Source organism: Massilia sp. GER05, assembly GCF_052056005.1.
Lineage (GTDB): Bacteria > Pseudomonadota > Gammaproteobacteria > Burkholderiales > Burkholderiaceae_D > Telluria > Telluria orientalis.
In genome coordinates this window covers 1,247,355-1,270,469 of sequence record NZ_CP178858.1, presented here as the reverse complement: position 1 = coordinate 1,270,469, position 23,115 = coordinate 1,247,355, and the positions used below count along the sequence as shown (strand labels likewise).

Below are 23,115 nucleotides of genomic sequence, written 5' to 3'. Positions count from 1 at the left end.
GAACGCCGCCGCGGGGATGCGGCGGCGGGTAGAGAGGACTTATTTGGTGACGCTGGAGTAACTGCACGACTTGGCGATGCGATAGGCCGGATCGCCGAACACCGAGTTCGAGCATTTCACGGAGCCGGTGAAGGTCTTCGTCACATAGCTCGTGGCGGTGCCGTAGCGCACGTCGCGCGTGCCGGTGAACGAACAGGTGCCGTTCTCGCCGGCGCAATACGTCCAGGTCGGGGTCGTCGTCGTCGTGGTCGTCGAGCCCAGCGCCGCGTTCACGGCGGCGGCCGCGTTGACGATGCCGGCGCCGCAGCCCGAGCACGCGGCCGGGAAGGCGCGCGCCGTCGACTTCAGCTTGGCGGCCACGTCATCCGGCGTCAGGTTCGGATTCGCCGACAGCATCAGCGCGACGACGCCGGCCACGTGCGGCGTCGCCATCGACGTGCCCATGTACCAGGCGTAATTGTCCGATGCCGGCGTCGTCGTGCCCGCGTTCAAGGTCGACAGGATGCCGGCGCCGTTGTCGCCGCCCGGGGCCGCAATGGTGACGTTGGTGCCGTAGTTCGAATACGACGCCTTGCCGCCCGCACGGTTCGTCGCCGCGACGGTGATCACGCCCGCGCAGTTGGCCGGGTTCGAATTGATCGCATTCGTGTTCGAGTTGCCGGCCGCGACGACAACCACGGCGCCGCGCGAGCGGGCACTGTTGATCGCATTCTGCGTCGTGGTGTCGCAGGCGCCGGTGCCGCCCAGCGACAGGTTCAGCACGCGCGCCTTGTTCGCATTGGCGGACACGCCGGTCACGGTGCCGCCCGACGCCCAGACGATGGCGTCGGCGATGTCGGACGTGTAGCCGCCGCAACGGCCCAGCACGCGCGCCGGGACGATCTTGGCGTTATAGGCGATGCCCGCGATGCCCATGCCGTTGTTGGTCTTCGCGGCGATCGTGCCGGCCACGTGCGTGCCGTGCCAGCTCGAGTTCTGGTCCGCGGCCGGAACGCCCGTGCCGCAGCTGCCGGCCGGGGCCCAGTCGCCCGGGTCGCTGGCGTCGGTGTCGCGGCCGCCGCCGTCATTGGCGATCGTGGTCGTCGAGATGAAGTCATAGCCCTGCAGGATCTGGCCCGACAGGTCGGCGTGCGGACGGTAGCCCGTGTCGATCACGGCCACGTTGATGCCGGCGCCGGTCGACTTGTCCCAGGCGGCGGGCGCGTTGATGCCGCCGGTGGCTTCGTACAGGTCCCACTGCTGGGTATAGCTGGGGTCGGTCGGGGTGGCCAGCGGGACCATGATGCGGTCCGGCTCGGCGTACTCGACGTTGGCGTCGCGCGACTTCAGTTCGGCGGCCAGCTGGCGCGCCTCGTCGAGCGACATCGTGCGGTTGAGTTGCAGCACGTTCGCGCCGTTCGCCGTCGCGCGCAGCGCGCGCATCGTGGCGCCATAGGTCTGGCCGGCGCGGTCGATCAGGGCCTGGCGTGCGCGGTCGATGCCGCGTGCGGCCACGCCGGTCTTCGACGTGTCGCTGTCGCCCTTGTACTTGACGATGATGCGGTCCGTCTGGACGACGGCGTGATTGGTCTGCGCCACGGCCTGGCCGGCGAAACCTGCGGCAACGAGGGCCGCTGCACAAATTTTCAACAACGAAGAGATCTTGCGGCGCTGCGTCATGCTGCATCCTTTTCAGAAAACCGAACTGTGCAGCGTAACGAAAAACGGCCCGCATGGGGCCGCTTTTCGGGGTTTTTACAACAGGAAAGTTTCGTTAAGTAATTGAATTTTAACGGTTATGAGTCCAGTTATAACGCATTACCAGGTGAGCTTGAGCGTGTACTTGCCGCTGGTCGAACCGGTGCCGCCGCTGTAGTAGACGACGCGTACATAACGGGTCACCGTGGTCGAGCCCGTGTTGGACGACGTGGCGGTATCCGCGGTGCCCGTGCCGTTTTCGCTACGTGCCAGCAAGGTGCCCGCGCTGTTGTAGATGTACAGGTCGTAGTCCGAGCTCGAATTCGGCGTCATCGTCGCGCTCAGGGTTTTACCGGCCGGAAGCTGGACAGAGAAATAATCCGTGTCCGTCGAGCTGCCCATCGCGGCATTGACCGTCGTGCCGGACGTCGTCACGCCGTTGGCCGTGCCGAGCGTGTTGTTCGACTCCGTTTCCGAAATCGTCGTGCCCGTACCGCCACCCGTGCCGGCCGCTGCATCCACCGCGGCCGAGGCGTCCACGATACCGGTGCCGCAGCCCGAGCAGCTGGCCGGGAACGGACGCGTGCTCGACTTCAGGCGCGACTCGACCTCGTCCGGCGTCAAGTTCGGGTTCTTGGCCAGCATCAGCGCGACGACACCGGCCACGTGCGGCGTCGCCATCGACGTCCCCATATAGCCCGCGTAGCTGTCGGCGCCCGGCGACTTGGTGCCGGCGTTCAAGGTGGACAGGATGGCCGCGCCGCTGTCGCCGCCCGGTGCCGCGACGTCGACCACGGTGCCGTAGTTCGAGTAGGAGGCTCGGCCGCCGGAGCGGTTCGTTGCCGCCACCGTGATCACGCCCGCGCAGTTGGCCGGGTTGCTGTTGCTCGCGTTCTGGGACTCGTTGCCGGCCGCCACGACGATCACGGTGCCGCGCGAACGGGCGCTGTTGATCGCGTTCTGCGTCGTCGTGTCGCACGCGCCGCCGCCGCCCAGCGACATATTGATCACCTGGGCGCGCGCCGCGATGGCCGGCACGCCGGACACGGTGCCGCCCGATGCCCAGATGATGCCGTCGGCGATGTCGGACGTGTAGCCGCCGCACTTGCCGAGCACGCGCACGGGCACGACCTTGGCGCCGTATGCGACGCCGGCGACGCCCGTGCTGTTGTTCGTCGCCGCAGCGATGGTGCCGGCCACGTGGGTGCCGTGCCAGCTCGAGTTCGACGCCGGTTCACCGGCCCCGCACTCGCCTGCCGCGGTCCAGTCGCCCGGATCGCTGGCGTCGCTGTCGCGGCCGTTGCCGTCGTTCGCGATAGCGGTATCGGAAATGAAGTCATAGCCGGCCAGGATCTGGCCCGACAGGTCGGCGTGCGGGCGGTAGCCGGTGTCGATCACGGCCACGCGGATGCCGGTCCCGGTCGACTTGTCCCAGGCGGCCGGCGCGTTCAGGCCGCCGGTCGCTTCGAAGAAATCCCACTGCTGGCTGTACATCGAGTCGTTCGGCGTGAACAGCGGATGCATCATGCGGTCCGGCTCGGCGTACTCGACGGAAGGATCGCGCGACTTCAGCTCTGCCGCCAGCTTGGCGGCATCGGCCAGCGACACCTTGCGGTCCAGCTTGAAGACGCGGGCGCCGGTGGCGATCGAATGCGACGCCTTCACCAGCATGCCGAACTGCTGGCCGGCGCGGTCGACCACGGCCTTGCGCGAGGCGGACAGCGGCATCGCACGTGCGACCGATACCTGCCCGCCCTTGGAGACGACCGGTGCACTCTCGTCCTTGTACTTGACGATGATGCGGTCGGTCTGGTCCGAGACGGCCACACGCTGCGCGGCGTGTGTGGCCGGCACGTCCGCAGGCACCCCCGCGCCCGCAACGCCGGCGCCGAGACCGAGGACGGCCGCGGCGCACAGTTTCAACACTGCCGGAGACTTCGATTGCTGAGACTTCATGTTTATTCCTTTTAGAAAAACACAAAAGTTGATTTTCCGCAGGCGTGATTGCCTGAGATCTTTGTCTCGACGCTTTTTTAGCGTCGATTTCCCGTCTGAAAAGCGGGAGTGCCAGATTAGCGCGAAAGAAATGAACGTGTAGAAATTTCACAATTGGATTCGATGTCTATACAACACTTTCACCGATTGATAGCGCTAAAACCTAGATTCTTCGGAAAACTGTGAACTCAGCAGAAGAACATATCGCCTTGGCCGAACCCATGAATTAACAATGTTTCGTGACTGTCAGGCGTTGCGCACATATGCACATCCTCAACATTGAGATATCTCAATCGTCACCAAAGAAGGAATTCGGGGTCAGAGCGCTTTTTGGTGCTCGAGCTTTAAAGCAATTCGCGATCGGGGCGCCGCCTGCTTCTCAAAGCGATACACCGACGGCGCCTGCGGACTTGAACGGTTCGGGATGCGCAAGAAAATTGATCCGAAATGTGCTCTGACCCCGAATTAAAAAAAAGGCCGCGATCGCTCGCGGCCTTTCCGTCTGACGACTTAGTAAAACTTAGAAATTGCCTTTGAACTGGACACCGTAGGTGCGCGGTTCGTTGGTGAAGCCCGTCAGGTTGTTGAAGTCGATGGCACCCGAGATGCGGCGCTGGTCGAGGATGTTGCGGCCAAAGGCGGCCACTTCATACTTGCCGTCGGCCCAGATGTAGCCCAGGCGCAGACCGCCTTCCGTCAGCGGCTTGCCCGTGAACTCTTTCGCTTCGTACAGGAAGAAATTGATCTTCGAACGGTACGACCAGTCGGTGTAGACGTAGAACTCGCCATTGGCGACCGGCATGCTGTAGCGGGCGTTCAGGTTGACGATCCACTTCGGTGCCTGCGGCAGCGGGTTGCCATCGATGAGGACGTTGCCGGCGGCGTTCAGCGGATCGGTGATCGTGCAGGCTGCGCACTTCGTCAGCGACAGGCTCGCGTCGCGGATTTCCGTGAAGTTGTACGACGCGCTGGCGCCGACGCGCAGGTCCGGTGTCACCAGGCCTTCCAGGTCGAACTCGGCACCGCGGCCAGCCGTCTTCTTCGCGTTGATCAGCTTGGTGACGTTGGTGTTGCCGCCGACCACGGTCAGCTGCTGGTTCTTGATCTCGTAGTCGTACAGCGAGAACGCGACGCGGGCACGGCGTTCGAACAGGTCGGCCTTGATGCCGCCTTCGTACGACGTGATGGTCTCGGCGTCGGCGACGGTGATGCCCACCGGTGCGAAGGTCGAGGCCGGCGCGATGCTCGGGGCGCGGAAGCCGGTCGCGACGCGCGCGTACAGGTTCACGTCACGATTCAGCTTGTACGTGCTCGACAGGTCCCAGCTGATCTTGTCCTTGCTTTCGCCGACACTGTTCGGGCCCACCGGCGTGAAGCCGATCGCGGTGACGGTGCGGAAGTCCTTCTTGTCGTCCGTGTAACGGATACCGCCGCGCACCGACAGGGCGTCGTTGATGTTGTATGTCACGGAACCGAACGCGGCCCAGGCCTTGTTGTTCTGCTCGCTGGCCTGGCGCGAGGTGCGGGCACCCGTGGCGCTGTTGTAGCCGTCGCTGCCGCCCGTCACGTCTTCCTTGAAATAATACACGCCGGCCTGCCAGTTCAGCGGGCCCGTGCTCTTCGACTCGACGCGGAATTCCTGCGAATACTGCTTCAGGTCGTCGATGAAACCGCCCGTCTCGGACTGGAACGGAATGAAGCCAGGACCTTGCGGCGTGCCGCCGTCGATGTCGCCGCGGCTGTAGTAGCTGCCGACCGACTCGTAACCAGTGATCGAGTGGAAGATGACCGGACCCAGGTCCCACGTGATGCGGGCATTGGCGCCGTTCGTCTTGAGGCTCTGGAAGTTCTGGGCGTTCGTCACGATGCTGTCGAGATCGTAGCCGTCGGCGATATCGTTCGTGCCCTTCTTGATCAGGTTCGCGCGGAACAAACGGGCGCTGCCGTTGGTCGTGCGCTGGTGCACGTTGAACAGGGCGCTGAACGTGGTGTCCGGCTTGTACAGGAACTGCACGCGTTCGGCGTGTTCGTTGTAGCCGTCCAGTTCACCGGTCTTGTTCGTCTTGGCGACGTCGCTATAGTTGTCGACGAAGTCGTCGCGGTGCTGGCGCAGGGTCGACACGCGCATCGCCCACTTGTCCGACAGCGGCACGTTGATCGCGCCTTCGACGTTGGCGGTGCCGTGGGTGCCGTACGACAGGTTGTAGTAACCCTCGGTCTTCTTGAGGTTCGGCTTCTCGGATTCGAATTTCACGACGCCTGCCGGGGTGTTGCGGCCGAACAGCGTGCCCTGCGGGCCGCGCAGCACTTCCACGCCGGCCAGGTCGAAGATCGGGTAGCCCTTCAGGATCGGGTTTTCCTGGACGATGTCGTCATAGATCAGCGACACCGGCTGCGATGCGAAGGTCGAGAAATCCGTGTTGCCGTAGCCGCGGATATAGAAACGCGGGAACGTGCGGCCGTTCGAGGACTCAACGTTCAGGCTGGGAGTCTTGCCGGCCAGCAGGCGGATGTCTGCGCCGCCGGACACGAGCACGTCCAGCTTCTCGCCCTTGATGGCGGTGACGGACACCGGGACTTCCTTGATGTTCTCGGTACGGCGTTGTGCGGTCACGGTCACCGTCTGCAGTTCGGTCGCCTGCGCAGTCTGGGCCAGGGCCGCGCCGCCGGGTACGGCTGCGAGCGCCAGCATTGCGCCATGCGCGGCGATGACGCGCTTGTGCATCTTGGACATCTTGATCATTGAGTTTTTCCTAGCTGGGAAGAGTGAAAAAAACTGCCGCGTTGTCTCCGCCGTTCTCTCCTGCCTCGGCAAACTCGCACCTGATTGTTGATGTCTAAATATTGCCGGCATGTAAACCGGCAATTGTCGATTATGTGTATATCCTTATGCAAGGAATACGAATCGGCTTACACATCCATACAACAGTTTGTTGTATATGAGAACGTGGTGTGTCACATCCCTGTTCACTTTTTTCCGAAAAACCCTTGCAGGTTTTCGAAGGGATACGCTATGATTCGGGCCTCTTCGGACGTGATGACAAACGTCGGCAAGAAAAACCCTGAAACGGGCGCTTAGCTCAGTTGGTAGAGCGGATCCCTTACAAGGATTAGGTCGGGAGTTCGAGCCTCTCAGCGCCCACCAGTCAGTTTCAGAAGTCTTGCAAGTGAAGCACCGATCAGAGTAAACGGAGCGGTAGTTCAGTTGGTTAGAATACCGGCCTGTCACGCCGGGGGTCGCGGGTTCGAGCCCCGTCCGCTCCGCCAGCATCAAGAAAAAAGGGTCCGATTCGTCGGACCCTTTTTTCGTTCTATCGGAGTGCCTCCCCTGCGGGAGGCACGGTTTGGGGCTCGAAGGGTTTCGCTTGCAAGCGAAACCGCGGCCCGCGGAACGTGGGCGAGCCCCGTCCGCTCCGCCAGCATCAAGAAAAAAGGTCCGATTCGTCGGACCTTTTTTCGTTCCATCTTCGCTTAAGCCCGCCTCAGCAGCGGCGCGCCGATCTCGACGCGGTTGCGGCCGCCCGTCTTGGCCGCGTACAGGGCGTGGTCGGCACGCGCCAGGGCGGCCGTCAATTCCTCGTTCGGATCGATCATCACGAGGCCGATGCTGACCGTCATGCGATAGGTAGCGGCGCAGGCGAGCGCAGGTGCTTCGGCGACGGCGATGCGCAGGCGCTCGGCCGCATACTGCGCGCCCGCCAGCGACGTACCCGGCATCGCCAGCGCGAACTCTTCCCCACCCAGCCGGCCGATCACGTCGTTCTCGCGCAAGGTGGCGCGCGCCGTGTCGGCAAACAACCGCAGGGCCTCGTCGCCGCAGGCATGGCCGAAGCCGTCGTTGAGCTGCTTGAAATGATCAAGGTCGAGCATCATCAACGCGATCGGCTTGCGCAGGCGGACCGCCGTCTGCAGGGCGCTCTCGGCTCGCTCGAAGAAGGCGCGGCGGTTCAGCATGTCCGTCAAGCCGTCGATCGTGGCCAGGCGCTGCATGCGCTTGTCGTCCTTCAGCTTGCACAGCAACAGGAAACCGAACCCGTTGACGATCATCAGCAGATAGCTGGCGAGGTACGCGAAGCCATACACCGGATTCGCATTGAACGGGCCCACGCCGCCATTGGCCACCGCCATCCAGATCCAGATCGCGATGGCGAACAGGGCATCGTTGACGCCGATGATCCGCTGCAGCAAAGGCGCATCGGCCTGCGGACGCAGCAGGATCGCGGCGGCGCCGGAGGCGAACAGGGCAACGATCACGGCCACCACCTGCGTCATCTGCTCGCGCGACGCCTGGACCAGCGCCGCGGCCGCGACGATGATCAATGCCGCAACGGCCGCGGGCGCAAGAATGCGGCGCCAGTTGCGGAAGCCGAAGAACACGCAGTACGACGCCAGTTCCAGCGCGACGCCGCCTACCCAGCCGAACGCGGCCAGTTCCTCCACGATGGGCAACCCGACATGCGGCGCCACCCAGCAGCAGATCTGTGCCAGCCCGGACGACAGCCGCGCCCACATCCAGGTGCGCAGGCCCGGATTGGGCGCCGCACCGCGCATGTAACCCGCCATCAGCAACGCAAACGCCGTGTTGCCGACGCCAAGAGCCAGCATGAAGGTCTGGATATCGATCACTCGGTTCCTCCTGGCAGGAAGTGGTGAGATGATGCCATGAATGTAATGAATATTTCCCAAAGGAATTATATTACACGTTTCTCAAGCAGGTGCACGCACGACTTGCACCAATGGTTGGGCGGTATGCATAACGGCTGGAGGGTGTTGTGTCGCGTCCAATCAACTGAGCATTCGTTGCTGCGCAAGCACAAATGAATCGTTCATAATTGACAAAGCAGCCACTCGGTTGCATCGTCCTGGAGCATTCGTGATCTTTGGTTTCCTGAAATCGTCCACGCTGTCCCCTCGCCAGCTTCGGCTGCAGAACACGTCGCTGTTCCGTTCCCTCAAACCGTTGGAAATCAAGTTTGTCGACGGCCTCATGCATGAGCGCCGCTACCTGCCGGACGAGATCGTGTTCGACGAAGGCGAGGAAGGGCAGGCGCTGTATCTCGTGATGAGCGGCCGCGTGCAGATCAGCCGCAGCCACAGCCGGGGCCGCCAGATCGTGGGCGAAATGAGCGCCGGCAGTTTCTTCGGCGACCTCGCCCTGCTGGACAATTCCCCGCGCAGCGCCCAGGTCCGCGCCCTCGACACGTGCGAACTGGCCGTCTTCTTCCGCGACGACTTTCTCGCCCTGATGGAAACGGATGCCGTGATCGGCTACAAGATCTCGCTCGCCCTGGCCCGCCACATCGGCCAGCGGCTGCGCGGCTGGCTCGACGGCAACGCCCAGGTGGAGGCGCTGTGATCCACGGCGCCCTCCGCGACGAGCGCAGCGGTCCCTTCGTCTGGACCGGCATCATCGGCGTGACGTGTTTGCTGCTGGTGCTGCTCGAGCACATGCTGTGGCTGGTGCTGCCCTTCATCCTGGGCACCGTCATGTACTACATCCTGCTGGGCCCGATGCAACGCCTGCTGCGCGCCGGTTTTACACGCAACGTCTCCGCGACGCTCGTGTGCATCGTGTTCTACGGCGCCACCGTCCTGCTGGTGATGGCGGCGATGACCTGGACCTCGGCGCCCGGCGACGCCGACGGCTGGCACGAGACGGGCGCCCTTTACCTGGACGGCGGCGTCGCCTTCGTGCGCAACACGATGACGCTGCTGGAAGCGAAGTTCCCGATCCTGGCCGAGATGCATTTGACGTCCATCGTCAACAAGCGTTTCAAGGCCTACACGGACAATTTCGCGCAGCGCCACCTGACGACCATCCTGCTGGGGGCCGCGGGCTGGCTGCCGTCGCTGCTGCTGGCCCCGTTCCTCGCCTTCTTCTTCCTGCGCGACGGCCTGCGCTTCAAAAAATTCCTCGCGCGCGCCGTGCCGAACGCCTATTTCGAACGGACGCTGTTCCTGCTGCACCAGGTCGACCAGACCGCGCGCCGCTACTTCGAGGGTTTATTGAAGCTGACCGTGCTGGACACCATCGTGCTCGGCTTCGGCCTGTGGGTGATCGGCGTCTCGTCGCCGCTGCTGCTGGGTTTTATTTCGGCGCTGCTGGCGTGGGTGCCGTTCGTCGGCTCGGTCGTGGGTTGCATCATGGTCGTGGTCGTGGCCGCCACGGATGCGCCGAACAATCCGCTGATCGCGTATGGCGCGATCGTCGTCTTCATTCTCGCGCGCCTGCTGGACGACTTCGTCTTCATGCCGCTGACCCTGGGGCGCAGCCTGCATATCCACCCGCTGGTGACGGTGCTGATGATCTTCATCGGCGGGGCGCTGTCCGGCGTGGCTGGGTTGATGCTCGTGCTGCCGTTATTGGGGGTCGTGATGGTTGTTGGCGAGACGATGGGGCGGCTGATGACCAATCCAAGGCTCAGGGCGCGGCATCGGTATGCGCGCAGGTTGAGGGACAAGCAGGCGAGTGCGGATTTGAGTGTCTGAGCATCGCCGTCACGCGAATCGCCGCTGAATTCTCAGGTCGAGTTCACCGGCGAGCTCGATGATCCGGTCGATGTCGCTACGGTCGACCACAAACACACTCATGTTGTCGTCCGCGCGGGTGTCGAATACCACGAAACCGTAGCCGCCATTCTCCGCGCCCCGCGCAGCCAGTTCCGCGTCGAGCCAGGCAGCGTACTTGTCCGCATCGACACCGTCGCCCCAGCCGGACTTGACGGCCTCGTAAGGAAAATCGGGAAAGTCGTCATCGAACATCTCCTGGATCTGCTCGTGCACTTCATCGATCTTGTCGCTCGTCGCGGCGAAATCGTCGAGCGCATACCGAAGTTCACTCGCGCAGGCCACCGTCGCGTCGCCGTAGGTCTGGGTCCATTCGTACTCTGGATCGTCGGGCGCGGCAGCGACACGCTCCGCGATAGCGTCGCGCTCATGGGGTTCGAGCATGTGGCTGCTCAGCAGATCGATCAGTTCAGCGTACAGTGAGTGTTCCTTCTAACTTGTTTAGGGTGAGAAAAACAAGGTTCATCACGCTTTGCCGGGGAACGCATCCTTGATTTTAAGGAAGAAGTAGGATGCGTCCCGAAATCCGTAGGCCATGCGCTTGATGACTTTGATGCGATTGTTGACGCCCTCCAGGATTGATGAGCTCATCGGATAGATGAACTCAGGCGTTATCTTCTCGTTTTGTCCCCAGAAGCCGGCTTTTCCCTTCATGCCGCTATACAATTTTTGGACATTGCGTTTCATCAATTCTGGGCGGTCGTGTGGTGACTTGGCATCTACAACGTCGAGCCCCCCCGGTCAGGCCTCCAGATCCAATAATTAGGTGAAGGACGATTCCGGATATTAAAAAGTAAACAATTCTTCCGGGACTGCATCTTCCCCGATGCACTCTCCACCGTCCAGCCAGGAAAGCATCGTTACCACCAGATCTTCGAGATGTGACAGGATAGCTGCACACAGCATGTGAAGAAAGTCGACATAGATTTCGATCATGCCGACGAACCGGAAAGGCGGCAGATAATCTCCCTCGGGGAATTTCCTCGTTCTTGTCAACATATCTTCCGTATGCCGCAACAGCGTTTTCTAATGCTGAGTCAGCTCCGAAATATCTTCTCCAGAAGTGTATTTAAGCTGGAAAGCATTCCAGAGGTCGAATGCGCGATACCGCAGTGCTGTCGCATGGCTACGCACATGCGCTTCTGGCCTACTCAAGAAATCATTATAAAATTCTCCTCGCGTTCGTGATGAGCGAGCGTGTTGCTATGGGTCCTCTCGTCAATATAATTTTGACGTCGCGCGCAACCGGCAATTCGAGACACGCCAAAGCTGTACATTTATTCTTTTCAATTAATATAGATAGGTTTTAGTGCAGCGTCCTTGTGACCATGTCAATATACACGCTCTTACCAGTGCTTTCCCTGATCTTTCTTGGGTAAAAGTAATAAATAAGATAGCCGCGCGTCATCAATCCCAACAACATAAGAACAAACGGAAAAAAACTTACTGTCATAAAAAGATAAATGACCGGCATACCAATCGATGACGATATGGTTTTACCAAATGGAAATAGAGAAAAACCGAGGGAAGCCATTATTACGAAAAACGGAGTAAAAGGCAATTGCCTGAATCTATATCGATTTTTCAGAAACCAAGTATCGTTCTTTTGAAGATAATAAACCACATCCTCATCTTCTACATATATCTTTTCATTCCATCTTTCGCCAGCCGTTATCGCACGATAAAACAAAACAAATCGCCAACACCACCATAATACGACCGAACTGTAGCTTAAAAACAAAACTAAACGAGCAAGCAACGGCAGATAACTGTACAAGACAATACAGAGAAACGGGACAATCCCTAATAGGCTGACACTGCCAACATACAACGCGCCCACCCCGAAATATTTCGCGTGCCACCCCCATCTTTTTATCTTTGAAATTAGTGCCAACAAACACGACGACAGCATTACAATGACGCAAAATATTGAGAGTGGGTCCTTATATAACGGGATGTTTGGCGCGGCTTCGCTAGAAAAAAACCATCCTATCCCTCCTACAAAAAATGGCATTATGGTGCCAATAGGCAAAATCCGCTCTGGTTTAGAGAATTCTGGATTAATCTTCTCCAAGTTTTTCAAAATCCGATCTCCAGATAATCGGCGGGAAATTTCTTCATTAACTCTGCCCAAGATGACTCTACCATCGAACTAAATTTACGTACATATGGGGCTATAATGGAAGAGCTTCCATCAAAATTTGTTTTATCGCCTGTTACGACCTGCCCTAGTTTCCTATCGGCGGCTTCTACGAGATATCCCACTACCGTACCAATGCAGATAGTTAGCGCCCCGACAAGTAGGACCGAGACAGAAATTTCGAAAAAAACCATGAGGAACATTACAAGAGCCGAAACCACGGCAACAGCGATTGCCGCGCTAATAATGCTCTTTACAACCCCCATTACAAAGCTAGTCGCAAAATCATATCCATCTTTCTTTGCATCATCCTTCCATTCAGCATAAGAAGTGGCAGCGCCAAATATAAAGCTTACCGCAGCATACCCTTTGAATGTGCCAACGACTCCCTTTGCCATCGCCATAAAAGAACTTTTGGTCTTTCCAGCGCCAGCAAATATGCTCATAATCCGATCATGAGCAGGACCAAATCCCCCAGGACCAAAAACACTATTATATTTGCTGAATCCAGAAAAATAGAATCTGACTTTACCCCTCACCAAATGGACCTGTGCTTTCACTAAACGGAATCCTTTGTGAGTTCTGCCATCCAAGCTCTCTCGCAGCCACTTCCAATTGTCGCCAATGTAAGCTCCTAGAGCAGCCACTTGACCCCATATCCAGTTTCGAGTAGGTATCTGATATGGATCTATTTCGGCAAGCCCTGAATTCCCTCCACCTTTAGCGAAGAACTGAGCGATGTGAGCCGGCATACCCTTCACCGTACCATCAACCACGCAAACAATTGCACACTCTTCATCAACAGGAGCGGCAGCCGGCGCAGGCATCTTTATCAAAGGTTTACTATTTGATTTCGGAACCGGAGCAACTGGTGTTGAAGACTTTCCCAATGCAATAATAATTGGCGACGGCTTGGTTTTCGGCGCCTCGTCATATACGTGAGGATCGATTTCGCTCGGCGTTATTTTAATAATAATATGGTCTTCGCATTTCACTATGAGGGAGCCTTTGAATCCGCGTGTAATCCATAAATGCAGCCGCTCACCATCGACAAAACTCACCCCATCATGGCGTTTCCTATAAACTAATTTTTTATCACGCGCGTTGTAAAAGTCTGACTTCGTCGCGTGTACTGTGTAAGTTTTCCCATGGCCAAGATTTAGGTCAAGTATAACGTCTCGATGTTTCCGCAAAATTACCTTAAGTTTGTCGCCTGAGCGCCAGCATTGAACTGTTTCACCTGGCAAATCAATGCATACCTCTTGAGCAATCGGTTCTTTTACCTTCGCAGCCGCGCTTGTCATGCTTACCTCATTTTCGCTTTATCTGATCTGCACTAAACGGTCCAAGTGGGACATCTTTTAAAGCCCCCTTGCCCTTATCGTCCAGCGTTATTTCTTTCCTTTCGCCGTTCGCGAATCGCAATGTAATTGGCTCCCCGACTGGGACGTTCCCCTCTGCGTCAACATATTCAATTTCTAGGTCGGATTTAATGTTGAGCTCATGTATCTTGTTAGCGATGTCGAGACTTGGCACAGAAACCGGCCCCGCAAATTCCTTCATGCTGGCCTTGAACTCAATCTTCCCCGGCCCATGCAGCTGAATATTCCCACCCTCCAGCTTGAGATAAGCCCCCTGCGCAGTCAGCAGCACATGCTCGCGCGCCGCCACGTTGACGCTTGCCCCGACACTGGCAACGGTCACGAGCTTGTCCGCCGTCAGCCGCGTGGCGCCCGATTGGCTCTGACTGCTGACCTTGCCGCTGGCCGCATGCAGCCGGATGCCTGTTTCCTGGTTCGGCTTGCTGGCATTACTACCCTTGCCATACGTGAACATGCTGATCCCAGCCTTCACGCCGTGATGCAGATTGCCCTGCGCGGCAAAGTTCAGGTCCTGCCCCGCGACCAATGACGTCGATGCGCCCGCGCTGAACACGGCACTGGCCGGCGTCGTCGCGGCGATACCGGCCGGCGCCGACACTTGCAGATGCGGTTCCGTATAACCGACCGCACCTTCATCGGAGGCCTGCACGACGTCCGCGCTGCGCCGCATGGCTTCGATGGCCGGCAGCTTGTCCGGATCGGGCTCCTTGTCCAGCTTGGCGTTGTGCTTTTGCGCGGTGCCTGCCAGGTCGCTTTGCAGCTGCGCGGCCGCGGTGATTTGCTGGCTCGCGGGGCTGGAATCCAGGTGCGGTTGCGCGTCGCCGGCGCGGTCGGTGGTCAGCAGCATGCCGCTGCCGGCGCGCAGGGCGGCCGCATGTTCGGTCTTCAGTTCGGCCCCGCGACCGACTTGCGCAAGCCGCTGGTTGTCGGTCTGGTGGCGCAGGTGGCCGAGGTTCAGTTCGGCCGTGCCCTTGTGCGCCGTCGCATGGTGCTGCAGCGCGACGCGCGCCTCGCTCGGCGTGTCGTCGAACACGAGCTGGCTGTAGGCGCCCGTGCCGCTCTGGCTCGATTGCAGCGCCTGGCTCTTGATGCCGGACAGGACAGCAGCGTGCGCATGCGCGCCGGACTCGCCCGGGAACCACGCCGGCGCGTTCCCCGTCGCGGCGCCGCTGCCGTAGGCGGCCTGGTTGTGTTGTGCGTCCTGTTGGCCGGCGCCGTTGTAAACCGTGCCGATCACCACGGGTCGGTCGATATTCCCGTCGAGGAAATCGACGAGCACTTCCTGGCCGACGCGTGGCAGCGCGTGGCTGCCCCAGTTGGCGCCGGCCACCGGGGCCAGTGGCGTGGCCACGCGCACCCAGGTGCCTGCACGGTCGTCCGCGGGGGCGCCCGTGTGGCCGTCCGGCGTGGGGTGGTCGAGGCGGCTGTGGCTCGCTTCGCCGCGCTGCCAGTGGAATTGCACCTTGATGCGATGGTCGCGGTCCGTGTGGATGACGGTGCCGGGAGGACCGACGACGATCGCCGTCTGCTGGCCGCGCACGCTCGGTCGCGGATGCAGCAATTGTCCGTGGCCGTCCGTCCGGCTGGGGCGGTAAGGCACGCTGGCCGGGATGGCGTCGATGCGGTTGCGGTAGACCGGACGCTCGCCAGGGCCGCGACCGGTCGCATGCAGGCTCGTCGCGAGATCGGCATCGTTCGCCCGCTGCACGTGGCCGGCGCCCAGCAGGCGCTCCAGCGCATTGCCGGTGTCGGCGTTCAGGTTGTTGTGCGCCAGATGGCTGACGCGCAGGATGATGAAGCCGGCCTCGTCGCCGCCATCGTAAAGGCTGTGATCGTGCAGCGTGAACGTCGTGCCCGGCGCGAAGGTGCGAACGGTGCCGGCGCCGACGAAGGTTTTGCGGCGCGCTTCCAGCCCTTCCAGCTGGTTGTCGGCGATGCGCTGGCCATGCGCGCGGTTCGTGTACGCGTATGCGCCCGGGACGTCGCGGATCGCCAGCACGTCGCCATCGCCGCCCGCGCTGGCGACGGCGCGCACCGAACGCGTCCGATAGTCCCAGCTCGCGAGCTCGACGGTATTGGTCTGCATGCGCACTTCGGTGCGCCAGCGGTCCAGGCTGTCTTCGCGCATGACCGCGCCGGGCTGCGTGAAGCGTACGTCCGCCTGGACATTGCGCTTGAAGGCCCCGTTGTGGTCGGCGATGACCAGCGTGTGACGGCCGAGCGAAGGGCTGTCCGGCGCGCTCTCGTGCTCGAAGAAATAAAACAGGCCTTCTTCGCTCATGAGCCGCTCGACAAAGGCGAGGTCGCTTTCCTGGTACTGCGTCGTCAGGCTGCGTTGGGGATACCGGCTGCGGTCGCCGATGTCGAAGCGCCAGCCCGGTGCCAGGCAGCCCTTGCCGTCGTAAGCCTTGAAGACGGCGTCGAGGATGTCGAAGACGGTCTTGTCCTGGAAGACGCGGCTGTCGCGGCCCAGTGCGAGGAACGCGGTCCAGGGTTCGATCGTGAGGCTGTAGCGCGCAAAGCCGCCGTTCGCGCCCAGCAGTTCGGCTGCAGTGACGTGGCCGTGGAACGCGCGCGGCGCAGCGAAGGCCGTGGTTTCCAGCTCGACCAGCACGCTCTGTCCGAGCAGCGTCTTCAATGGGATGTCGGCGTCCAGCGCCAATGCCGTCACTTGGAATCGATAGCCTTGATCGACCCCTTCTTCGCCACGCAGGCTTTCGGCCAACAGGTCCGGGCCGTTCGGTAACGACAGGCGCAGGATGCGCCGGTGTTGGGTGAACCGTCCGGCAATTTCCCCAGCCAATGCCGAGATCGTAGCCTCAAATATCCCCGTCATCCTCACCACCCCAGAATGTTAATATCCGGAAATATTAACTTTACAAAATTCCGAGTATAACACTGGGGTGGTCGAGCAAATTTCTCGAAATCTAACAGGGCGGCATGGCAATCGACGAAAAAAAACCGGAGACGCTGCTCCGGTTTGTGCTCGGCTTATTTTCGCCCCGCCTTGGGCTTCGACTTGATGGTCAACAGGATGCCCGCCTTCGCCTTGGGCGGCGGCGCCATGAACGGTGCCGGCTCACTGCGGCGCTCGCTGCCGCGCCCTTTACGCCGGGTCGCGACCTCGATCACGCGGCCTTTCGGCGCCTCGCTACGCGGCGCCACCGGCGGCCGGCGCTCGCCACGCTGCGGCGCAACTTCCTGTTCGGACCCTGCCGGCGGCACGAGGTGACGTTCGCCGTTGCCGATCAGGTCGCCGCGGCCCATGCGCTTCAGGCCCTCGCGCAACACCGGCCAGTTTTCCGGGTCGTAGTAGCGCAGGAACGCCTTGTGCAGTTTCCTCGTCTTGCCGCTCTTGGCGGTGAGAACCTCTTCCGAATCCTCGGTAACCTTGTGCAGCGGATTTTTACCCGAGTGGTACATCGTCGTCGCCATGGCCATCGGCGTCGGCGTGAACGTTTGCACCTGGTCGAGGTGAAAGTTGTTCTTTTTGAGCCAGAGGGCCAGGTTCAGCATGTCCTCGTCCGTCGAGCCCGGGTGCGCGGCGATGAAGTACGGGATCAGGTATTGCTTCTTGCCCGCTTCGCGCGAGTACTTGTCGAACAGCGCCTTGAACTCGTCATACGCGCCGATGCCCGGCTTCATCATCTTGGAGAGCGTGCCCTCTTCCGTGTGCTCCGGCGCGATCTTGAGCAGGCCGCCGACGTGGTGCGTGACCAGTTCCTTGACGTACTCCGGCGAGCGCACGGCCAGGTCGTAGCGCAGGCCCGAGCCGATCAGGATCTTCTTGATGCCCGGGATCGCGCGCGCCTTGCGGTACAGCGAGATCAGCTTGCTGTGGTCCGTGCCCAGGTTGCTGCAGATGGTCGGGTACACGCACGACAGGCGGCGGCAGCTCTCCTCGACCTTCTTGTCCTTGCACGCGAGGCGGTACATGTTCGCGGTCGGGCCGCCCAGGTCCGTGATGGTGCCAGCAAAATTCTTCGTAGTGTCGCGGATCAGCTCGATCTCGCGCAGGATCGACGGTTCCGAACGGCTCTGGATGATGCGGCCCTCGTGTTCCGTGATCGAGCAGAACGTGCAGCCGCCGAAACAGCCGCGCATGATGTTCACGGAATAGCGGATCATTTCCCAGGCCGGGATGTGCGCCTTGCCATAGCTCGGGTGCGGCGCGCGCGCGTACTGCAGGTCGTAGACGCCGTCCATCTCGTCCATCGCGAGCGGCAGCGGCGGCGGGTTCAGCCAGACGTCGCGGTCGCCGTGCTGCTGCACGAGCGCGCGCGCATTGCCCGGGTTCGATTCCAGGTGGAACACGCGCGACGCGTGCGCATACATCACCGGATCCTCGCTGACGGTCTCGAACGACGGCAGGCGGACAACGGTCTTCTGCGCCTTTTCGCGCGCGGCGGCCTGGCGCTGTTCGCGCGTCATGATGACGATCGGTTTGACTTCCGGTTCCGGCTGCGCATTGTCCAGCGCGCACTGCTTCGGATCTTCCAGTGCCATCGCGTACGGGTTCGGCTGCGCGTCGATGCGGCCCGGCACGTCCACGCGGGTGGAATTGTGCACCGTCCACTCTTCGTCCGGCAGCCAGCCGTGCGGCACGAGGAACGCCGTGCCGCGCAGGTCGCGGATGGATTTGATGTTCTCGCCGGCCGCGATGCGGCGGGTGACGTCGACGAGCGCGCGTTCGGCGTTGCCGAAGATGACGAGGTCGGCCTTCGATTCGAACAGCACCGAGCGGCGCACCTTGTCCGACCAGTAATCGTAGTGGGCAATGCGACGCAGCGACGCCTCGATCGAGCCGGCGATGACGGGCACGCCCGGGAACGCTTCGCGCGCGCGCTGGCAGTAGACGGTCACGGCGCGGTCCGGACGTTTATTGGGCTCGGCGTTCGGGGTGTAGGCGTCGTCCGAGCGGATCTTGCGGTCGGCCGTGTAGCGGTTGACCATCGAGTCCATGTTGCCGGCCGTGATGCCCCAGTACAGGTTCGGCTTGCCCAGCGCACGGAACGGTTCCACGGAGGTCCAGTCCGGCTGGCTGATGATGCCGACGCGGTACCCCTGCGCTTCCAGCAGGCGGCCGACGAGGGCCATGCCGAAACTCGGATGGTCGATGTAGGCGTCGCCCGTGATCAGGATGATGTCGCACGAATCCCAGCCCAGCTTGTCCATCTCGGCACGGGACATGGGCAGGAACGGGGCCGCAGGGGCGCGGCTGGAACGCTTGGCGACGTTCGCGAAAAGATTGGCAGGGGAGTTCATTGGCCGGCATTTTACCGGAAAACGCCTGTTTAAGCTGCGGACCCCTCGAAAAATGGCTTAATTTTCAATGGCTTGTCGTTAAATCCCCATGCTCGCGAGGATGTTGCCGAGTTCACGCAGGGCCGGTTCCAGGTGCGGATGGCGGATGGCGAAGCGCGCTGTCAGCTCCTGCGTGCGCGAAGCCAGGCCGTACGTGTTCGCGTCCGGATCCTGGGAGCGCTTGTCGAGCACGTGCTTGATGTCGCCGTCGAGCTGGCGCAGCAGCATTTCCAGTTCGTCGTCGACTTCGCCGGTTTCCTCGAGGCTGCGGTGCAGCGTCTTGAGGTGCGCTTTCAGGGTATTTTCGTTTTCGGGCAGCATGGCTTTCTCACGTCATGATGTTGTGAGAAGTCTACACCCGATGGGGCAGCGATGGCGGCGGATTGGCGCGCGCCACTCCCGCCGGCACGGGAGCGGCGCGCGCACGTGGATTTACTCGCCCGTCAGGCCACGGCGCTCCAGCAGCGGCTCGATCTTCGCATCACGGCCGCGGAAGTTGCGGTACATGTCCATCGCGTCCATCGTGCCGCCGCGCGACAGCAGCATCTGGCGGAAGCGGTCGCCGTTCGCGCGCGTCAGGCCGCCGTGTTCCTTGAACCATTCGACGGTGTCGGCGTCCAGTTTCTCGGCCCACAGGTAGCCGTAGTAGCCGGCCGAATAGCCGCCCGAGAACACGTGCGAGAAGTACGTCGTGCGGTAGCGCGGCGGGACGAGCGGGAAGTCGACGCCGGCGTCGTGCAGCGCCGTCGCCTCGAAGCCCAGCACGTCGGTCGGGATTTGCGCGGCGCCCAGCTGGTGCCATTTCTGGTCGAGGATAGCTGCGGCCAGGTATTCGGTCGTGCGATAACCCTCGTTGAACCTGGACGAGGCCTGCACTTTATCCAGCAGCTCCTTCGGCATGGGCGCGCCCGTCTGGTAGTGCTTCGCGTAATTCGCCAGCACGTCCGGCCAGGTCGCCCACATCTCGTTGACCTGCGACGGGAACTCGACGTAGTCGCGCGGCACGCGGGTGCCCGAGAAGCGCGGGTATTTCACGTTCGAGAACATGCCGTGCAGCGCGTGGCCGAACTCGTGGAACATCGTGCGCACTTCGTCGTACGTCAGCAGGGTCGGCTCGCCCGCGGCCGGTTTCGGGATGTTCAGGTGGTTCGCGACGACCGGGTGCGTGCCCAGCAGCTTGTTCTGGCCGACATACGCATTCATCCACGCGCCGCCGCGCTTGTTCGAGCGGGCATACGGATCGTGCAGGAAGATCGCGAGCTGCTTGCCGTCGGCATCGAACACGTCGAACACGCGCACGTCCGGGTTGTACACCGGCAGGTCGTGGCGCTCCTTGAACGTGATGCCGTATTCCCTGGTGGCGGCGAAGAACACGCCGTTCACGAGCACGTTGTTGAACTCGAAATAGGGACGCAGCTGGTTCTCGTCGAACGCGTAGCGCGCCTGGCGCACCTTGTCCGTGTAATAGTTCCAGTCGTAGGCGGTCGCCTGGAACTTGCCCCCGTCGGCATCGATGACCTTCTGGATCTCGGCCGCTTCCTTCTTCGCGTTGCGCACGGCCGGCTTGGCGAACTCGGAAAGCAGATTGTTGACGGCGTCCGTCGTCTTGGCCGTCTGGTCTTCCAGCATGTAGGCGGCGTGGTTCGGATAGCCCAGCAGCTTCGCGCGCTCGGCGCGGGCCTTGGCCAGGTCCAGCACGACCTGGCGGTTGTCATAATCGCCGCCGTGGCTGCCGCGGGCCAGCGACAGGGCCAGCAGTTTTTCGCGCGTCGCGCGGTTGGTCAGCACGGACAGCGGCGCCTGCTGCGTCGTGTTCACGACCGGCACCTTGAACTTGCCGTCGAGACCATCCTTCTTCGCCAGCGCGGCGGCGGCGTCGATGGCCTTGTCGGACATGCCGGCGAGTTCTGCGCGTGTGTCGACGACGAGCGCCGACGCGTTCGCTTCCTTCAGCACGTTCTGGCTGAACTGGGTCTGCAGGGCGGCGATCTTGCCGTTATAGGCCTTCAGTTTTTCCTTGTCGGCGGCCGACAGTTTCGCGCCGGCGCGCACGAAGTCGGTGTGATAACGCTCGAGCAGGTAGGCCGATTCCGGATCGAGGTGCAGCTTGGCGCGCTTGTCGTACAGCGTCTGGATGCGCTTGAACAGCTTGTCGTTCAGGCGGATCTTGTCGCTGTGGGCGGCCAGTTTCGGCGCGAGATCCTTGTCGAGCGCGTCGAGCGTGGGATTGGTGTTGGCGCCGACGAGGCTGTAGAAGATGGTCGAGACGCGGTTCAGCAGCAGTCCCGAACGCTCCATCGCGACGATCGTGTTGTCGAAGGTCGGTGCTGCCTTGCTGTTGGCGATGGCATCGATCTCCAGCGACTGCTGGCGCATGCCTTCTTCGAACGCCGGCGCGAAGTCCTCGTTCTTGATCTTGTCGAAGGCCGGGTACTGGAACTGCAGGGTGCTCGGCTTGGCGAACGGGTTGGACGCCGGCAGCAGCGAAGCAGGGGCGGCATGGGCCAGGTTGGCGACGGCTGCGGTAACAGCGACGGCCAGGATGTGCGAACGGTTCATTCTTTGGGCTCTCCGGAGGGTTGTCGGATCCGACCGTGCTTGTGCCACGGACCGATCTCTTCTTGCTCGTGCACTCCATAATGGAAACCGCCGGGACGAACCCGGCGGCGAAGTGCGCCCTAAGGATAGCAGGGATATTGCCGTAAGTTACATATTTACGGCCTAAAAAAAGGCTTTGCGGGAGACTCAGCCCCGCTCCGATTGCTCTTCCTGTGCCACTTTGTCCTCGATGCGCCGGTCCGGAATCAGCCACACGATGGCGACGGCGGCATAGACGAGGAACCCGAGCCAGGCGCCAAACCACGACAGGGCGACGCCGCAGAGATACAGAACGCACGACAGCTTGCCCTTGCGATCCTTGCCGATCGCCTCGGCCAGCGCCGCGTTCTTCGGATGATTCGCCGTCAACACCTGCACCAGGATCAGATAGGCGACGGAGCACATGAACAGGACGAAGCCGTACGCCGCGGTCGGCCCGCTCTCGAAATGGTTCTCGCCCATCCACGCGGTGACGAACGGGATCAGCGACAACCAGAACAGCAGGTGCAGATTGGCCCACAGGACGCCGCCGCTGACTTCCTTCACGGCGTGCAGCATGTGGTGGTGGTTGTTCCAGTAGATGCCGACGTAGATGAAACTGAGCACGTAGCTCATGAAGACGGGCCACAGCGGCAGCAGCACGTCGAACGTGGCGCCGTGCGGGACTTTGAGTTCCAGCACCATGATGGTGATGATGATGGCGATGACGCCGTCGCTGAAGGCTTCCAGCCGGTTTTTGCCCATCTCTTTTCTCGTGAACGTTATACGTAAGAATGGCGGAGATCGATCTGCTCCGCTTTTGCGTCCGCAACCGAAATAAATGAAGCGGACTCAAGGATGAACCGGCGAAAGTCCGGTGTTGCATCCTCCCAGCAGTTACTCGTTCCGAGCGCATCCAGCTCAGCGCCTGGCTGATACTTGTATGTAAGACTCAGCTGGCTGATCGCGTCGTCATCCTCGAGCCCTGCTTCGATGAATTGACGCGTGATGTCAAGTTCGAAGTATTTTCCGTTTCCCCAGTCGTAGGTTCCCCACTGGTACAGCAAGATATCATCGGAACATGCAACGCATCCGGCCTGGGCACGAAACTCAAGCATTGCTTCGATGCCTACTCGGGGCGTTGACGCATTCAAATCAATGCCTTTTGATGCAGCGAAGTCCCGGAATGCTTGTACCGATTCGGCAGGTTTCATACGAAGTCCTTGTGGTAATTGTTGTGGCACTAACAAAAATAAAGAGGGATGTTTCTCTCCTCACACCACGCTCGCAATTGCTGGTGCAACGTGTCCCAAAGTTCCGATGCCCATGGTGGCGCAACTTCATGCCAACACGCCTTGATTGGCAGGTACACGGACATGACGCCCATCGGCATGTCCAACGTGAATGAACCAAGGGCGCAAGAGCAAAGCAGTTCCTCTTTCCACTGCGGCCTGAATTCGAATTGCACCATCG

General features: G+C 61.1%; 17 protein-coding genes and 2 tRNA genes. 4 read left to right on the top strand and 15 right to left on the bottom strand.

The window, feature by feature from the left end; genetic code table 11:
- Nucleotides 1-39 precede the first annotated feature (39 nt).
- The 3 genes from ACL58G_RS05670 to ACL58G_RS05660 all read right to left on the bottom strand — a co-directional run bounded on the left by ACL58G_RS05670 (nucleotide 40) and on the right by ACL58G_RS05660 (nucleotide 6,415).
- The gene (locus tag ACL58G_RS05670) at nucleotides 40-1,659 is read right to left on the bottom strand and encodes a S8 family peptidase (RefSeq protein ID WP_440965642.1); all 1,620 of its coding nucleotides are present in this window, start codon (nucleotides 1,657-1,659) and stop codon (nucleotides 40-42) included.
- Between the two features lie 138 nt (nucleotides 1,660-1,797).
- Nucleotides 1,798-3,633: a S8 family peptidase gene (locus ACL58G_RS05665; RefSeq protein ID WP_440965640.1), complete on the bottom strand. Its 1,836-nt coding sequence runs from the start codon at nucleotides 3,631-3,633 to the stop codon at nucleotides 1,798-1,800.
- 559 nt (nucleotides 3,634-4,192) lie between these two features.
- Nucleotides 4,193-6,415, bottom strand: a complete 2,223-nt coding sequence (locus ACL58G_RS05660; protein ID WP_413381190.1) for a TonB-dependent receptor — start codon at nucleotides 6,413-6,415, stop codon at nucleotides 4,193-4,195.
- A 326-nt stretch (nucleotides 6,416-6,741) separates the two neighbouring features.
- On the opposite strand from ACL58G_RS05660, the gene ACL58G_RS05655 reads away from it, so the two are divergent.
- Nucleotides 6,742-6,817 (top strand) — tRNA-Val (locus ACL58G_RS05655).
- A 45-nt stretch (nucleotides 6,818-6,862) separates the two neighbouring features.
- Nucleotides 6,863-6,939: transfer RNA gene (locus ACL58G_RS05650), tRNA-Asp, on the top strand.
- A gap of 204 nt (nucleotides 6,940-7,143) precedes the next feature.
- On the opposite strand, the gene ACL58G_RS05645 is transcribed toward ACL58G_RS05650, so the two are convergent.
- A complete protein-coding gene (locus ACL58G_RS05645) occupies nucleotides 7,144-8,298 on the bottom strand; it encodes a GGDEF domain-containing protein (RefSeq protein ID WP_413381188.1) in 1,155 nt (384 codons plus the stop codon).
- 247 nt (nucleotides 8,299-8,545) lie between these two features.
- Here ACL58G_RS05645 and ACL58G_RS05640 point away from each other — a divergent pair, with 247 nt between their 5' ends.
- Together ACL58G_RS05640 and ACL58G_RS05635 are read left to right on the top strand one after the other, a co-directional pair.
- Nucleotides 8,546-9,028, top strand: a complete 483-nt coding sequence (locus ACL58G_RS05640; protein ID WP_413336828.1) for a cyclic nucleotide-binding domain-containing protein — start codon at nucleotides 8,546-8,548, stop codon at nucleotides 9,026-9,028.
- Nucleotides 9,025-10,161: an AI-2E family transporter gene (locus ACL58G_RS05635; RefSeq protein ID WP_440965637.1), complete on the top strand. Its 1,137-nt coding sequence runs from the start codon at nucleotides 9,025-9,027 to the stop codon at nucleotides 10,159-10,161. Before ACL58G_RS05640 ends, ACL58G_RS05635 begins: the two co-directional genes overlap by 4 nt.
- A 9-nt stretch (nucleotides 10,162-10,170) precedes the next feature.
- On the opposite strand, the gene ACL58G_RS05630 is transcribed toward ACL58G_RS05635, so the two are convergent.
- The 11 genes from ACL58G_RS05630 to ACL58G_RS05580 form a co-directional block, all read right to left on the bottom strand.
- Nucleotides 10,171-10,644: a DUF6630 family protein gene (locus tag ACL58G_RS05630; protein ID WP_440967969.1), complete on the bottom strand. Its 474-nt coding sequence runs from the start codon at nucleotides 10,642-10,644 to the stop codon at nucleotides 10,171-10,173.
- Nucleotides 10,645-10,704: 60 nt separating this feature from the next.
- On the bottom strand, nucleotides 10,705-10,926 hold the full coding sequence (locus ACL58G_RS05625) for a transposase (RefSeq protein ID WP_440965635.1): 222 nt from the start codon (nucleotides 10,924-10,926) through the stop codon (nucleotides 10,705-10,707).
- 99 nt (nucleotides 10,927-11,025) lie between these two features.
- Entirely contained in the window at nucleotides 11,026-11,175 is a 150-nt protein-coding gene (locus ACL58G_RS05620) for a hypothetical protein (protein ID WP_440965633.1), read from the bottom strand.
- A 370-nt stretch (nucleotides 11,176-11,545) separates the two neighbouring features.
- Nucleotides 11,546-12,322: a hypothetical protein gene (locus ACL58G_RS05615; RefSeq protein WP_413381184.1), complete on the bottom strand. Its 777-nt coding sequence runs from the start codon at nucleotides 12,320-12,322 to the stop codon at nucleotides 11,546-11,548.
- Complete coding sequence (locus ACL58G_RS05610; RefSeq protein WP_413381182.1) at nucleotides 12,319-13,683, bottom strand: hypothetical protein; 1,365 nt, start codon at nucleotides 13,681-13,683, stop codon at nucleotides 12,319-12,321. Before ACL58G_RS05610 ends, ACL58G_RS05615 begins: the two co-directional genes overlap by 4 nt.
- A 7-nt stretch (nucleotides 13,684-13,690) precedes the next feature.
- Nucleotides 13,691-16,564, bottom strand: coding sequence for a type VI secretion system Vgr family protein (locus ACL58G_RS05605; protein WP_440965630.1), 2,874 nt, complete (start codon nucleotides 16,562-16,564; stop codon nucleotides 13,691-13,693).
- 188 nt (nucleotides 16,565-16,752) lie between these two features.
- The gene (locus ACL58G_RS05600; RefSeq protein ID WP_440965628.1) at nucleotides 16,753-19,026 is read right to left on the bottom strand and encodes a YgiQ family radical SAM protein; all 2,274 of its coding nucleotides are present in this window, start codon (nucleotides 19,024-19,026) and stop codon (nucleotides 16,753-16,755) included.
- Nucleotides 19,027-19,104: 78 nt separating this feature from the next.
- A complete protein-coding gene (locus ACL58G_RS05595; RefSeq protein ID WP_056126187.1) occupies nucleotides 19,105-19,386 on the bottom strand; it encodes a DUF4404 family protein in 282 nt (93 codons plus the stop codon).
- 111 nt (nucleotides 19,387-19,497) lie between these two features.
- On the bottom strand, nucleotides 19,498-21,624 hold the full coding sequence (locus tag ACL58G_RS05590) for a M3 family metallopeptidase (protein ID WP_413381176.1): 2,127 nt from the start codon (nucleotides 21,622-21,624) through the stop codon (nucleotides 19,498-19,500).
- 186 nt (nucleotides 21,625-21,810) lie between these two features.
- Entirely contained in the window at nucleotides 21,811-22,407 is a 597-nt protein-coding gene (locus tag ACL58G_RS05585; RefSeq protein ID WP_413336824.1) for a TMEM175 family protein, read from the bottom strand.
- Nucleotides 22,408-22,424: 17 nt separating this feature from the next.
- Nucleotides 22,425-22,856: a hypothetical protein gene (locus ACL58G_RS05580; RefSeq protein ID WP_440965626.1), complete on the bottom strand. Its 432-nt coding sequence runs from the start codon at nucleotides 22,854-22,856 to the stop codon at nucleotides 22,425-22,427.
- Between the last annotated feature and the right edge of the window lie 259 nt (nucleotides 22,857-23,115).

Excerpts from the sequence above, each read along its gene's own strand:
- ACL58G_RS05660 (WP_413381190.1), bottom strand. The coding sequence starts at position 6,415 with ATGATCAAGATGTCCAAGATGCACAAGCGCGTCATCGCCGCGCATGGC.
- ACL58G_RS05600 (WP_440965628.1), bottom strand. The coding sequence starts at position 19,026 with ATGAACTCCCCTGCCAATCTTTTCGCGAACGTCGCCAAGCGTTCCAGC.
- ACL58G_RS05625 (WP_440965635.1), bottom strand. The coding sequence starts at position 10,926 with ATGAAACGCAATGTCCAAAAATTGTATAGCGGCATGAAGGGAAAAGCC.
- ACL58G_RS05590 (WP_413381176.1), bottom strand. The coding sequence starts at position 21,624 with ATGAACCGTTCGCACATCCTGGCCGTCGCTGTTACCGCAGCCGTCGCC.
- ACL58G_RS05595 (WP_056126187.1), bottom strand. The coding sequence starts at position 19,386 with ATGCTGCCCGAAAACGAAAATACCCTGAAAGCGCACCTCAAGACGCTG.
- ACL58G_RS05610 (WP_413381182.1), bottom strand. The coding sequence starts at position 13,683 with ATGACAAGCGCGGCTGCGAAGGTAAAAGAACCGATTGCTCAAGAGGTA.
- ACL58G_RS05580 (WP_440965626.1), bottom strand. The coding sequence starts at position 22,856 with ATGAAACCTGCCGAATCGGTACAAGCATTCCGGGACTTCGCTGCATCA.
- ACL58G_RS05665 (WP_440965640.1), bottom strand. The coding sequence starts at position 3,633 with ATGAAGTCTCAGCAATCGAAGTCTCCGGCAGTGTTGAAACTGTGCGCC.
- ACL58G_RS05670 (WP_440965642.1), bottom strand. The coding sequence starts at position 1,659 with ATGACGCAGCGCCGCAAGATCTCTTCGTTGTTGAAAATTTGTGCAGCG.
- ACL58G_RS05585 (WP_413336824.1), bottom strand. The coding sequence starts at position 22,407 with ATGGGCAAAAACCGGCTGGAAGCCTTCAGCGACGGCGTCATCGCCATC.
- ACL58G_RS05620 (WP_440965633.1), bottom strand. The coding sequence starts at position 11,175 with ATGATCGAAATCTATGTCGACTTTCTTCACATGCTGTGTGCAGCTATC.